10 protein-coding genes are annotated in these 13,093 nt (G+C 67.9%); 5 read left to right on the top strand and 5 right to left on the bottom strand.

The annotated features are described in order from the left end of the window. Positions 1–58: 58 nt before the first annotated feature. From tnpA to QSG27_RS23385, 4 genes are all read left to right on the top strand, one after another. On the top strand, positions 59–445 hold the full coding sequence (gene tnpA / locus QSG27_RS23400; RefSeq protein WP_306710407.1) for an IS66-like element accessory protein TnpA: 387 nt from the start codon (positions 59–61) through the stop codon (positions 443–445). Beyond that, entirely contained in the window at positions 442–789 is a 348-nt protein-coding gene (tnpB, locus tag QSG27_RS23395; protein ID WP_306710405.1) for an IS66 family insertion sequence element accessory protein TnpB, read from the top strand. The genes tnpA and tnpB overlap by 4 nt, the downstream gene beginning before the upstream one ends. A gap of 86 nt (positions 790–875) precedes the next feature. Then, the gene (gene tnpC, locus QSG27_RS23390) at positions 876–2,471 is read left to right on the top strand and encodes an IS66 family transposase (RefSeq protein WP_306710403.1); all 1,596 of its coding nucleotides are present in this window, start codon (positions 876–878) and stop codon (positions 2,469–2,471) included. A 206-nt stretch (positions 2,472–2,677) separates the two neighbouring features. Then, entirely contained in the window at positions 2,678–3,673 is a 996-nt protein-coding gene (locus QSG27_RS23385) for a hypothetical protein (RefSeq protein WP_306710401.1), read from the top strand. A gap of 411 nt (positions 3,674–4,084) precedes the next feature. Here the strand turns inward: QSG27_RS23385 and QSG27_RS23380 are convergent, their stop codons facing one another. From QSG27_RS23380 to QSG27_RS23360, 5 genes are all read right to left on the bottom strand, one after another. Beyond that, the gene (locus tag QSG27_RS23380) at positions 4,085–6,358 is read right to left on the bottom strand and encodes a DEAD/DEAH box helicase (RefSeq protein WP_306710400.1); all 2,274 of its coding nucleotides are present in this window, start codon (positions 6,356–6,358) and stop codon (positions 4,085–4,087) included. 4 nt (positions 6,359–6,362) lie between these two features. Then, the gene (locus QSG27_RS23375) at positions 6,363–7,268 is read right to left on the bottom strand and encodes a type I CRISPR-associated protein Cas7 (RefSeq protein WP_306710399.1); all 906 of its coding nucleotides are present in this window, start codon (positions 7,266–7,268) and stop codon (positions 6,363–6,365) included. Beyond that, positions 7,265–9,508 (bottom strand): hypothetical protein, encoded by a 2,244-nt coding sequence (locus tag QSG27_RS23370; RefSeq protein ID WP_306710398.1) that lies wholly within the window; start codon positions 9,506–9,508, stop codon positions 7,265–7,267. The genes QSG27_RS23375 and QSG27_RS23370 overlap by 4 nt, the downstream gene beginning before the upstream one ends. Next, positions 9,498–10,133, bottom strand: a complete 636-nt coding sequence (gene cas5 / locus QSG27_RS23365; RefSeq protein ID WP_306710397.1) for a CRISPR-associated protein Cas5 — start codon at positions 10,131–10,133, stop codon at positions 9,498–9,500. The genes QSG27_RS23370 and cas5 overlap by 11 nt, the downstream gene beginning before the upstream one ends. Before the next feature lie 470 nt (positions 10,134–10,603). Beyond that, positions 10,604–11,425, bottom strand: coding sequence for an IS5 family transposase (locus tag QSG27_RS23360; RefSeq protein ID WP_306710395.1), 822 nt, complete (start codon positions 11,423–11,425; stop codon positions 10,604–10,606). 96 nt (positions 11,426–11,521) lie between these two features. On the opposite strand from QSG27_RS23360, the gene QSG27_RS23355 reads away from it, so the two are divergent. After that, the coding region (locus tag QSG27_RS23355) for a 2OG-Fe(II) oxygenase (protein WP_306710393.1) at positions 11,522–13,093 on the top strand (1,572 nt) is incomplete at its 3' end.

The following is a 13,093-nucleotide window of genomic DNA, read 5'->3' as shown; positions in this document are numbered from 1 at the left end:
GTCCGCGCGATGACGCGCCACGCAAACCTCAGGCGCCGACCCCTACTTTGCCAAGGCGGTGCTCACCGGAGGCGTACGGCGGACCTATTCGTCCGAGGAGAAGATCCGCTTGGTCGGCGAAGCCCACGGCGGGCGCGGCGCGGTCGCCGCGGTGGCGCGTCGCCACGGCGTGTGTACCAGCCTGATCTATCGCTGGCGCCGGCAGCTCAAGAGTGGGGAACTGTCCTCCGAGGCGCCGGGCTTCGTGCCGGTCCATGTCCTGGAGGCGGCACCCGCCGGCTACCCATCCCCTGTGATGACGCCGTCGGTGCCGGAGCCGCCGCCCATCGAGCGCCGTGCCGCCCTGGTCGAGGTGGTGCTCGCCAACGGTCGCGTGCTGCGCGTCGCCGAGGACATCGCCCCCGCCACGCTGCGCCGGCTGGTCGGCGCGCTGGATGCTCCATGATCTCGGTTCCCGCCGGCGTGCGGGTTTATCTGGCGATGGGCGCCACCGACATGCGCAAGGGCATGGACGGGTTGGCCATGCTCGCCCAGCAGGTCCTCCAGCAGGATCCCTTCGCCGGCCATTTGTTCGTCTTCCGCGGCCGGCAAGGTCATCTGGTGAAGGTTCTGTACTGGGATGGCCAGGGCTTTTGCTTATTCACCAAGCGCCTGGAGAAGGGGCGCTTCGTATGGCCGATCAGCCGCGAGGGCGTGGCGGTGCTCACCCCGGCTCAGCTCGCGATGCTCATCGAAGGCATGGACTGGCGCTCCCCGCAACGCCCGTGGCGCCCGGAGACGGCGGGGTGAGTCCCGGCCGCCACGCCCGCCGAGGATCGGCGCCGGGGCGGTGATCGATCCTCCTCCGGGAGCCGCCGATCGGGTAGACTCCGGCCATGTCCGCCACCGCCGAGCCGCTGCCCACCGACATCGAGACGCTGCGCGCGATCATCGCCGCGCAGGCTGCGGAACTGGCGGCCGAGCGCCGCTGCCGTGAGGCCAGCGAGGCTGAATTGGCCACCGCCAAGGCTGGTTTGCAGGCCAAGGCGTTGGAGGTGGAAAAGCTCAAGGTTCAGTTGGCCCAGCTGCGGCGCATGCAGTTCGGGCGCTCCTCCGAGAAGATTGACCGCGCGATCGACCAGCTCGAACTGGCGCTGGAGGACCTGGAGGCTGCAGCGGCTGCCGAAGGGCTGCCGGCCGATTCCGCCCAGCCGCGGGCGTCCGCGCCGGAGAGCCGTGCCCAGGCTGGCCGGCGCAAGCTGCCGGAGCACCTGCTGCGCACCGAGATCGTGCATGCCCTGTTCGATGCCTGCCCATCCTGCGGCGGCGCCCTGCGCCAGGTGGGCGAGGATGTCCGCGAGGTTCTGGATTACATCCCGGCGCGTTTCACCGTGATCCGCCACATCCGCCCGGCGCTGTCCTGCCGGTGCTGCGAGGGCATGGTGCAGGCGCCGATGCCGTCGCTGCCCATCGAGCGCGGCCTGCCCTCGGCGGGGCTGCTGGCGCATGTCCTGATCGCCAAATATTGCGATCACCTGCCGCTTTATCGGCAATCGGCCATCTACGCCCGCGAAGGCGTGGCGTTGGAGCGCTCGCTGCTGGCCGACTGGGTCGGCAAGGCGGCGGCGCTGATGGCGCCGCTCGCTGAGGCCATCGCCCGGTACGTGCTGGCCGGTTCGGTGCTGCACGCGGACGACACGCCGGTGTCGGTGCTCGATCCCGGACGCGGCACGACCAACACAGGGCGGCTGTGGGTCTACCTGCGCGATGAGCGCCCGCACGCCGGACAAGGGCCGCCGGCGGTGCTGTACCGCTATACCCCCGACCGCAAGGGCGAACATCCGCAACGGGAGCTGGCCGGTTTCCGCGGGCACCTGCATGCCGACGGCTATGCCGGGTTCGACGCCCTGTATGAGGCCGCTGTCGCCGAGGTCGCCTGTATGGCTCACGTGCGTCGGAAGTTCTTCGACGAGTACACCGAAACCGGCTCTCCTTTGGCCGCCGACGCGTTGAAGCGGATCGGCAGGCTGTTCGACATCAAACGTCCCCTGACCGGTCGGCCCGCCGAGGAACGCCGCCGGGTTCGCCAAGTGGAAGCCCGGCCCGTTCTCGATGAACTGGTCACCTTCCTCGACGCCGCCGTGGCACGCATCCCCGGCAAGGGCGACTTGGCCAAGGCGATCCGCTACGCCCGCTCGCGCTGGACGGCGTTGACGCGCTACGTGGACGACGGCCGGCTGGAGATTTCCAACAATGCAGCCGAGCGGGCAATCAGGCCGCTGGCCATCGGAAGACGCAACTGGATGTTCGCCGGCTCGGATGCCGGAGGGGAGCGCGCCGCGGCGATCTACACCATCGCGGAATCCGCCAAGCTCAACGGCCTCGATCCCCAGGCCTACCTGCGCCATGTGCTCGGCTGCATCGCCGATCACCCGATCAACCGCGTCGCCGACCTCCTGCCCTGGAACATCACTCTTCCCGAACAGGGATGAACGGCGCCGGCAAACCAATCACGCCGCAGCCGCCAGACCGCGCTTACGCTCGACGGCGCTACATGACCATGGAAAGCCTGATCGAGCTATGCCACCCTCCAGCCACTGACCCGCTGCACATCGCAGCGGAGTAGCCCGGCAGCTTCAGCTCGCCGAAGAGCACACAGGCCCTCTCAGACACCACGTCCCGGGGCACGATCCGCGTCATGGGGGAGTACCCGCAGTTCCTCTACCTGCAGGGCGAGATGGAGGCCTTCATCGACAGGCTGGCGCCGGGCGCAGCGTCGAGGGAGCAGGTCTTTGTCGAGATGTGCCGCGACCGCTTTCGGAAGACGAACGCCGCCCATAAGGATGCGGCGGCCCTCAGAAGCGCCCCGGCCTACACTGGCGAGGTGAAGGCACGGATGGAGCAGTACCAGCGCTTCGTGGAGAGGCAGCAGCAGGGCGTCCTGGCCGAGTACGTGCTGCTCCGCAAGTCCGTCATCGACATTCTCGACAGGTACATGGGGTTCCGCGACGATCGCGACTCACACTTCCTCGAGGAGGCCATCCATAAGCTGCTCGTCCCGATGCGGACGGACTCGTCCCGTCTTGAGATGGCCGACCACCAGCTCTGGCTGCTGGACGACCGCTTGGTCTTCTTCGCCTACTTCGCCTCCGACAAGGCGCTGAAGACCTACACGGACGACTCGTCTCTGGACCGCCCCGACATCGCCTTCTTCTACGACACCTGCTTTGCTTGGCAGGAGCAGGAAGCAGGCAACACGGTGGTCCTCATCGAGTTCAAGCGGCCGGGGCGCGACGATTACAACGGGGCGGAGAACCCCATACGCCAACTCATCGGCTACATCACGAAGATCCAGGGCTCAACGTCGCTGCGCGACGCCCAGGGGCGCGTATTCTCCCCCAGGCTCAAGAACGCGGCCTTCCACTGTTACGTGGTGGCCGACATCACCGACAGCCTGCGCGACGCCTGTCACGGCTATCCGTTCCATCCGACCCCTGACGGAGGGGGACTTGTCGGGTACTTGAGGAACCCCGATGCCTATGTCGAGATCGTTTCCTACACGAAGATGTTGGGCGACGCGAAGATGCGGAACGCCATCTTCTTTCGGAAGCTTGGGCTGACGGACATCGACCCAAGCGCGCCAACCTCGGGCGAGATCACCGAGGAAGAGGCCGACTTGGAACAGGTCGAATAGGGGGAGTTTTCTCCTGGTACTTGTCAAGTTGGTGGCCGTTCTTTCGCGCCCCCGTCAAGCGGGGCAGGACGTTGTCCAGCCATGGCGGCGCCTTGTTCGAGAAGGCGTTCGCTGGAGTATGGCAGAGGCGTCGCTTGCAATGGGCAGGAATGGAGCCATCGCGCATCAGATCGTCACTGGCGGCATAGTCAACTGTCGGTGGCTTCGCGGCCCCGCAACCACGCTATCGCTCTCCCTGGTATCCGAACCTACGCTGATGTGCGACTGCCTTCTTTCGGATGTCTTGGTTCAAATCGAGTCATGGTGACCATCCCCGGACCTCCATTATTCTTTAGCGTAAGGTCGGCGCCTGACGCAGTTGGCCCAAACGCGGGGCGCCTGCAGAAAACCTGGTGCGGTTAACGCTAAGGCTCATGGATCATCATCGCTGATCGGTAAAAGGCCGTCCATGTAGCCCAGGAATGCCGGGTCGTAACCATGGGGCCAATGGTAGATCCCGCGCCGTCCCGATATTTCCAACAAGCCGAGGCGGTCGATCCTGGCCGAATGGATCTGCACGCTGCCGGCAAGAACATCCGTGGCTGGTGGCGAGGCTCCGGCTGCAATCCGCCCCGCTAGAACGGGATCGACCACGACCAGTTCCGTTTCGGTGTCGATCACACGCCCGAGACTCGTGACGTCCGGATAGTTCATGCTCTTTTCCGCTTGGCCGAGATGATCGGGGAGGGGACCTCCGCCTGACCGGAGTTCGCGGCGCATGGCGCGGGTCACCAGATCGGCGGGGGCGAGCGAACCGTCCAAGGTGCCGCTCTCGAACAATCGCCCCAACACCTCCGAAGAGGCGCGGGCTTCCGGGTGCGCGGTCAAGCCGTCTGTGGGCGAGACGAGAAAATCATGGACGGTTCCGCCGTCAGACCATTCGCCGTCGCGGTTCACCCGGCCGCCGACCTGGATCAGCGAAGCCGTACCGAAGCGTTCACGAAAAGCCGTGCGGAAGGACAGGTCGAGACCCGCCTCCAGAAGGCTGGTTCCGACCAACGTCCACTTGGTCGGATAGGCCGACTCCGGAGAGAGCCGCCGCTGGATTTCCGCGAGGATGGCGGTTCGGTCGCGTGGGCAGAGCGCGGTGGAGAGATGCAGGACGTCATCGCCGGCCTTTCTCATGTGCCATGCCATGACGGCGGCGCTCTGGACCGTGTTCATGATGAGCAGGCGCGGTCCCGGTTGCGCTGCCACGGCATCCGCCAGCGCGGCGGGGCCGGAAAAGCGCCCGGCGCGGACATAGCGGACCCGGTCCGCCTCGGCCTGCCGGAGCGGCTCTGTCAGGGTCGCGGGAACGAGATCCGGAAGCGGCGGGCACGTTCCATCGGCGATGCCCTCGAACTCCCAGAATCGTGCGAGGGAGCCGCTGGCGAGAACGAAACTGCAGGACCACTCCCGCGCAAGCTCGCCGATCCAGCGCCAGTTCTGCGGCAGGATGGCCGTCGCGACGCGCTCGGTCCCACGGCCCGACGCCCGCGTCCGCGTGCCGGACACGGGAAGCATGGCGTGCGCTTCGTCGAGGAACACCACCGATCCCGGCAGGGCGTGCAGCTTCCTCAGGACCGACGGCCGGTTCGACGACAGCGTCTCGAAGAACTGCACCGAGGTGGTGAGGATGATGGGCGCGCTCCACAGCGTGGCGAGGTCGCGCGCGGAGATGTGGTCGAAATCGGCGCGGTGGTGATGCTCGGCGACGACGGCGTCGGGCCGTTCCCCGTCCAGAACCAGGGCCTTGCGCAGCGTTTCCGCCGTTTGCGCCAGGATGGTCGTCTGCGGGGCGACGACGAGGAGCCGCCGGGCTCCGGTCGCGATCGCCCGCCGCAGCAGCCAAGCGGTCACCGCCGTGGTCTTGCCGATCCCGACCGGTCCCTCACAGGCGACCAGCGGCTCGTCGAGGTCGCTGCTCCGGCACGCATCGTAGAAGGCGCGTCGCAGTCCGTCGCGCTGCCCGCCAGCGCCGCCCAGCTTTTTCACATAGGCATCGAGCTTGGTGAGCCGTTCCTCCCAGCGTGGCTCCGGAGGTTGGGGTGGTGCCCATCCCCTGGTGAAGCCGGCGCTGTCGCCGTGGTCGCCGTCCACCACGCAGGACAGCGCCAGCCTCAGGCGCAAGCCTCGCAGCGCCTTGCCGGGGGTCGGCCGGTGCGGGCCGAGCAGCGCCTCGTGGAGTGCCAGCAACGCCGGCAACCCTCCATTGGTGCGGTCGATCTGCGCGCGGTGCGTGTCCGGCCGGGCGTCGTCGTGCCGGCGGCCGCGCAGCTTCCGGTCTTTCGGGCTGGTGAAATGATGCGGCCGTGACGGCAGGCCCGGCGCGTGGTGGCCCCGCACCACCCACGCCGCGGTCATGGCCTTGCAGGAGCTGAGATGGGCGACGCCGGCGTCGATGTGGTCCCAGGGCAGCTTGGCGTCGCGGCCCCGGCGAAGCGCGGCCTGCGTCTGCGGGTCGAGCTTGCCGAGGTCGTGGAACAGGACGGCGTCGCCGACCGCCGCCCGAATCTCCGCCTTCAAGCCCGCGTCCGGTTGATGGAGGAGCATCGCGTCGGCGCAGCGCAACGCGCCGGCCCTGGCCCCGCCGATATGGTCGGGGTAGGGGTGCGGGGCCCTGCCGGGACCGGGCGCGGAATGGGCGAGCGGCGCGTCCGGCATGGGATCACGCCGCCGCGCGGAGCGGCCAGTCCTTGAGCGTCAGATCCTCGAACGAGGCGAGGCGTGCGCGCAGTTCGTCCGGCAGCGTGGTCGGGATGTCGTAGTCGTCGATGGCGTGCGAGGGCTCCTCGCCGTCCGCCCCGGTCCGCCGCCTGGGCTTCAGAGCGGCCAGCAGCAGGGGATCCGGGCAGGAGCCGAGCGCGCTCCTGTGCTCGGCGTACCAGGCGTGGACGATCTCCACCTGCGGCCGGATGCCCGAGGCGGTGTGGGCGTAGGCGTGCGGGATCAGGAACTTCAGGACGTCGATGTCGCGCGCATCGCAGCCGCTCTTGCGCGCGGCGCTGGGATTCACGAAGAAAGGCATCACGTACAGGCCGTGGCGCACGACGCGGAAGGCCAGCGGGGCCATGCCGCGATCCTTGTCGCCCTCCACCCCGGCCTTGTTGGTCAGCGTCAGCCGCTCGATCTGCACCGGGGACACGCTGACGCCCGGGCCGACCTGCACGACGCCGGTGGTGATGAACTTCCCCTTGTCCTTCTTCTCGACGAAGGTGTTGCCGAACACCCGCCCGTCCCAATAGGCGGCGCGGAACGCCTCCAGCGGCATGGCGCCGATGGCCTCGCGGCTGCGGCCACGACTTTCGAGGATGCCGAAGGACTGCGCGGAGGATTGTGGCCCACCCGCGCCCGCGCCTGTCACGGCGGCGGCGAGGGCCGCCGCGCGGACCTCGCCCTCCTCGTCCTCCATCAGGTCGCGGAGCTTGCGCTTGAACGACACCGGCGAGATCAGGCCGCGCCCGTCGCTCTCGAAGGTGCGCGGCTCGCTCTCGGCATCCGGGTCGCCGTTGGGGTTGGAGTTGACGACGTTGATGACGAGAATTCCGGTGCCCCGGTTGAAGGTCGTGCTCATGACGCGGTCTCCCCGTTCGGATCGGTTTCGGTGTTGTCGTTCGCGGTGCCGGAGGTGCCGGGCTTCTCGCCGGCCGGTCGCGGAAGCCCGGCCAGATAGCCCAGCAGCAGTTCGGCCTTGAATTCGTCGTCCGGACGTTTGCCCAGATCCTCTTTCAGAAGGTCGCCCACGAGTCCGGTCAGCCGGGACGCGGAGGCGGCGCCCTTCCGGATCGCCCAGTACAGCCGCAGGTTCCTCTTCTGGGCCTCGCTCAATTTCTGGGACTCGCTCGCCGGTTTCTCGACCCACAGCTCACGGGTTCTTTTCTCCAGATACTCCTCGCGCCTCGCCCAGGCGAGATAGGGCTTGAGGCGGCTCTGGAGGATGGCCAGGGCGCGTTGCGGCCGGTTTCCAGCGATGGTGAGCACGGCGTTGCCGATCAGGCTCGGCGGCACGTCGCCGCTCCTCAGGTCCGCGCAATAGCCGATGTGGAGCGTGTCGGCCCCGGCAAGCAACTGACCGAGGCGAAAGGCGGTGCTCGCGGCGGTGCTTGCCATGTAATCCTCCTTTGGGCGGCCGAGCTGGTGGAGAAGGACGCCGATCCAGGTGACCGACCGCAGGGCGTCGCGGCGCAGGTCGGCCTTCGGGTCGAAGTCCTTGAGATGGTCGATGCCCTTGCTGCGGGCCGCCGCCAGCCCGCCGAGCAGTGCGGCGTGCCGCCGGAGCAGCAGGCGCAGCAGGGTGCGCGCGCGCCGCTTCACCGCGCCGTTGCCGAGGAACAGCTCGAACGCTTCCCCCGCCGGGGTGCCGGCGACGCTGAGCCGCCGCCGCCCGCCGTTGACGAACTGCATGCGCGACAGGCGCGTGATCGACAGCGGCGCGACATAGGACGGCCCGCGCGGGACCGGCACCCGCCGTCCCTTGACCGGAACGGGAAAGACGATTCCGTCCGGGACGTTGGCCGTCGCCGCTTTCCACCGCTCGGCGGCGTCGAAGAGCGCCTGCGCGTCGGTCTGGCGGTGGTAGATGGCCTTGCGGTTGGCGGGATCCACCGCCCGCAGGATCAGGACGGTCATGCCGCTTTCCGCGTGGCCGTGGCGGTCCTCGCCATGGCTGTGCGCGATGACCCGCGACGCGAGTTCGCGCAGGAGGTCCATGCCGCCGATGGTGTCGGCACCGTCCGTTTCCTCGTCGACATCCTCCTCCCGGCTGTCCCCGGCCAGCGCGTCGGCCACCGGCTTCCCGGCGACGGCCGGCAGGCTGACGATGAGCAGGTCGGATTTGTCGCCGGTCTCGGGGGGGATCAGGCGCCATGTCTGGCCCTTGGCGTCCGGGGCGGTCAGGACGCCGAAGACGGCGTTGAGGCGCGGCGCGAGGTCGGCGGCGAGGGGAAAGGACGCCGACCCCGCCCGGCCGTAGCGGGCGAGCGACGGGATGTCGCCGTTGCGCGCGAAGATGTAGCTCTGGCCAAGAGCCGGCAGGTTGGGCTGCGGGAAGTTGCCTCTGTGCAGCGCGGTCTTCCGGCCGCTCAACGCGCAGAAGCCGGGCGGTGCGGCATCATCGCCGTTCGTTCCGGTCGGACGGCTCAGCGCGGCGCTGACGGCGGCGATCTGCCGGGGATCGCTGGCATCGAGGGTGAAATCGTCCATTGCGACGTCGATCACCAGCGGGACCGGCCCGGTGAGGGCGGCCTGCACGATGTCGAGCCAGCCGTCGTCGCCATCGGCCAGTTTCTTGAACAGAGCCTCGGCCAGATTCGGCAGAAAGGCCGGCAGCCCTTGCAGGAAGCGCTCCATGCAGGCCGGCACCGACGCGGCCAGCGGGTCGGCGGCCAGCGGCCGGAGCTGTTCGAACCGTTCGGCGATGCGCTTGCGATGACCGGGCTTCGGCCAAGCTTCATTCTGGAGACGCGGTGGCCCACTGGCGGCGACCAGGCGTTCGAGTTCGCGCCGGCGGGCGGCGGACGACTTGTCGGCGCTCCAGGCCTGCTCATGGGTCTTGCGTGCCTGCCCGTTGAGCGGCAGAAGGCCGGCGTCGGTCTTGAGGCCGGGAAAGCCGTTGTGCTGGCCGTCCCGCAGCGTCCAGACGGCGCCGTTTCCCGTCTCGCCGATGCGTTCAACGTCGTCGATCGTGCCGTCGTCGGCCAGCCGGACGCGGAGCGTCTGCCCCTTGGCCATCTCCTTGACGTCGGGATGGCGGTCGGCGAGAGGGACGCCATACGCCGCCAGCCCGCGTTCGACCAGTGAGAGATCATTCAGCATAGCTCAGCACGCCCTTTTCGATGCGGACGTTCTGGACGAAGCGCGGGGCGTAGCCGCCGTCCTGCGGCCGGTCCCAGACGCTGGACAGCATCGACGGCACCTCCAGGTCGAGCGCGTCGTCGATCCGCCAGTCGGGGCGGGGCGGCCCCCAATAGTCGCAGGTGAATTCGGACAGACCGAGCGCGGGGGTGCGGTAGCAGAGCCCTTGCCGGAGACGGCGCAGGAACAGGCCATGGAGATGATGGCGCGGGTTTTCACGCCCATCGCTCCTCACCCCTCGGATGTCGGCGTGAATGCGGTAGCAGACGTTCGACAGGACGTTGGCGAAGACCTGCATGCCGGTGCCGCTGCGGACGTTCTGCTCCTTGCGCAGCGGGCCACCGTAATTGGTCGCGTAGCGCTGGTAGGTGACGGCGCCGCCCGGAGCGTCGCGGTGTCGGCAGATCTCCACGCGGGTCGGGTGCAGCCACGCCCGGCCATCGGGCAGGCGGGCGATGGATTCCAGCAGGCCCTTGGCGGCGGACCATGTGGGGGCCGGATAGCTGGTCGGGGTGGCGCCCGTGTCGGGCCGCGCGAACATGGCGAGCGGGCCGGACACTTCGAGTTCAACGACATAGGGCTTCATGGGGCATCCTTTGTCTTTGACAGAGGAGGCGAGGATCCTTTTCTATTTTGGCGAATAAAACTCTCTCAGAACGTTAAGTTCGAAGAGAGTTCTATTTCGCAGAAGCAGCAAACATGATTTCAATCGACGCCTGACAAGGCGAACTTCTGCCGTATGAGGCAGGGATTTCACTCAATATAAGCGATATGGAGGCTGATTTTTCTCTTGCGCGAGGGATCTTGACCTACATGCCCTCTAGAAGGCGGAGCGTGAAGGGCATGACTCTCGTATACGCCGCATAACGGAAATACGCAATACTTGCATGTATGCTGATTATGAGAAAATCAAAAATTGGACAAAGGGTGTTCGCGGGTATAAGAATGGAAAGGCTGCCGTGGAGGCTGTGATCAGATGGTCCGCCCCTGGGTGTCGCGTCCCCATCAGGTTTCGCCAACAGCGTTGGGCGGTTAGAGCCCGTTTGACAACCAGTTTCACTGGCAGACTCGTCGAAGTAGCAGGCTTGCCATGGCGAGCTGCATCATGCCGCCGGAGACGTCGATCCGGGCTTCATAGTCTCGAACCAGACGTCTCCAGCGGGTCATCCATCCGAAGGTCCGCTCGACCACCCAGCGCCGCGGCACGACCTTGAACCCTGGCTCTGTGTCGGTTCGCCGGACCACCTCGATGGTGAAGTCGAGGAAGGCAGCCTTGTCCATCAGCTTCTTGCGATCATAGGCGCTGTCGGCGAAGAGGTGCTTCATCCACGGCCAACGCTTGCGCATCGCCTCCAGAATTTTCTGGGCTCCGGCAGAGTCGGAGATGTCAGCCGTGGTCAGGTTCACCATCAACAGGCGGCCATCGGTGTCGACCGCGATGTGCCGCTTGCGCCCATTGATTTTCTTGCCCGCGTCATAGCCGCGCTCCGCGGCGGCGGGAGCTTTCACCGATTGGCTGTCCACAACCCCGGCGCTCGGACTGGCCTCGCGCCCAGCCCGTTCACGGTCGATCATCAACGCCACGTCGTGGATCGTCTGAAACAGCAAGCGCCGCAGGAGATGCCGAAACCACCAATACACCGTCTGCCACGGAGGGAAGTTCTTCGGTAAAAGCCGCCAGCCACAGCCCGTCCGGGCCAAGTAGCGCAAGGCGTTCAAGACTTCCCGAAGGTCCACAGACCTCGGGCGGCCGGTGTCGGCCTTCTGCGGCATCAGCGGTTCTATCAGACACCATTCCTCATCGGTCAGGTCCGTCGAATACCGCTTCGTCTTCTTCTCGATCCTGGCCATTCGGCTGCGCGTCGCTTCAGTCCACATCCGAAGTTTGAATCATATCACGCCGCTACAGCCAAACCTTTTCAAACGGTCTCTTACAGAGTTTTGGGTCACCAACTCATTCCAGGTGCCAATCCCATGACCACGATCCCCGCCACCTTCGCCGCGCTCCTGTCCGCCGTTCAACGGCCTGGGGATTTCGTCACCACCGGCACGGCCTCGCTGATGACGCCGCTGATCGAGGTGGACGGGGTCGGTCCCATCGCCCTGCCGCTGCTGCCCATCCAGGCCGAGCAACTGACCGCTGCCGCCGAGCGCGCCCCCTACGGACGCGGACCGCAGACCCTGTACGACGAGTCGGTGCGGCGGACATCGCAGATCGACGCCGCACGCGTGCGGATCGGCGGCCGGCACTGGCCGCCGACGCTGGAGGGCATCGTCGGGCGCGCGGCGGAGGGGCTGGGCGTGTCCGGTCCGGTGTCCGCCGAGCTGTACAAGATGCTGGTCTACGGTCCGGGCGACTTCTTCCTGGAGCACCGCGACACCGAAAAGGAGCCGGGCATGTTCGCCATGCTGGTGATCGTGCTGCCCTCCCTGTCGGCCGGCGGCGAGCTGGTGGTGCGGCACAAGGGGCGGGAGAAGCGGCTCGACCTGCGCGGCGGCGATCCCTCCGAGCTTGCCTTCGCCGCCTTCTACGCCGATTGCGTCCACGAGGTGCTGCCGGTGACCGCCGGCCATCGCCTCGCCCTGATCTACAACCTCGTCCGTCCCGGAACGGAGCGTCCGCCGCAGCCGCCGGACTACACGCGGGAAGCGGAGCGGGTGACCGCCTTCCTGAAGAGTTGGGGCGGCGCCGCCGGGCCGCGCAAGCTGGTCTACCCGCGGGAGCACGCCTACACCCTGGCGGAGCTGGATTTCGCGACACTGAAGGGGGCGGACGCGGCCGTGGCCGGGGTTCTCGCCGCCGCCGCCCCGCCGGCCGGCTGCGACCTGCATCTGGCGCTGTTGTCGATCGAGGAGAACGGGCCCGCCGAACACAGCGGCTCCTATTCCTACCGGCGGCGCTGGGACGAGGAGGAGGACGGGTTCGAGGTCATCGACCGCCTCGCCAGCCTGACCGTCTGGCGCCGCCCGGACGGCACGCCGGGGCCGCTCGGGCCGCTGCCGGTGGAGGAGGACTCCGAGGTGTCGCCGCCCGGCGCGCTGGACGATCTGGTCCCGGACGAGGAGCGTTTCCAGGAAGCCACCGGCAACGCCGGGGCGGCCTTCGAGTGGAGCTACCGCCGGGCGGCACTCGTGTTATGGCTGCGCGGGCGGTTCTTCGCGGTGCTGAGCCAGGGCGGCCCGGCCGTCGCCCTGCCGTATCTGGACGACATCGCCGCGCGCTGGGAAGGGGAGGGCGGCGATCCCGCCTCCCCTCTGCGCGCGGAGGCGGGGGCCCTGGCCGATTGGCCCGGCGGCGGCTGGAACGGTCATGGCCGGCTGCTGGTCCTGCTGACCCGGCTGGGCGATGCCGAGGGAATCAAGACGCTGCTCGGCCGCATCGCCGACGGCGGTTCACTGACCGTCGAGGACGCCCCCGCTGCGGCCTGCTGGAGCCGGAGCGTGCCGCCGCCCGGATCGCGGCCATCGTCGCCGGAGCGTCCGGCCGCGTGCGGGAAGCCTGCTGCGCCCTGCTGCTGGGCGTGGCGCGGGCTTTCACGCCGGCCG

The organism is Azospirillum isscasi, assembly GCF_030849505.1.
Taxonomy (GTDB): Bacteria; Pseudomonadota; Alphaproteobacteria; order Azospirillales; family Azospirillaceae; genus Azospirillum; species Azospirillum isscasi.
Note: the sequence above shows the minus strand (reverse complement) of the source record. Positions and strands in the feature narration are given on the sequence as shown.

Bases quoted from the DNA above. Each gene is read 5' to 3' on its own strand.
- tnpC (WP_306710403.1), top strand. From the start codon at position 876: ATGTCCGCCACCGCCGAGCCGCTGCCCACCGACATCGAGACGCTGCGC.
- QSG27_RS23360 (WP_306710395.1), bottom strand. From the start codon at position 11,425: ATGTGGACTGAAGCGACGCGCAGCCGAATGGCCAGGATCGAGAAGAAG.
- QSG27_RS23370 (WP_306710398.1), bottom strand. From the start codon at position 9,508: ATGCTGAATGATCTCTCACTGGTCGAACGCGGGCTGGCGGCGTATGGC.
- cas5 (WP_306710397.1), bottom strand. From the start codon at position 10,133: ATGAAGCCCTATGTCGTTGAACTCGAAGTGTCCGGCCCGCTCGCCATG.
- QSG27_RS23380 (WP_306710400.1), bottom strand. From the start codon at position 6,358: ATGCCGGACGCGCCGCTCGCCCATTCCGCGCCCGGTCCCGGCAGGGCC.
- QSG27_RS23385 (WP_306710401.1), top strand. From the start codon at position 2,678: ATGGGGGAGTACCCGCAGTTCCTCTACCTGCAGGGCGAGATGGAGGCC.
- tnpB (WP_306710405.1), top strand. From the start codon at position 442: ATGATCTCGGTTCCCGCCGGCGTGCGGGTTTATCTGGCGATGGGCGCC.
- QSG27_RS23375 (WP_306710399.1), bottom strand. From the start codon at position 7,268: ATGAGCACGACCTTCAACCGGGGCACCGGAATTCTCGTCATCAACGTC.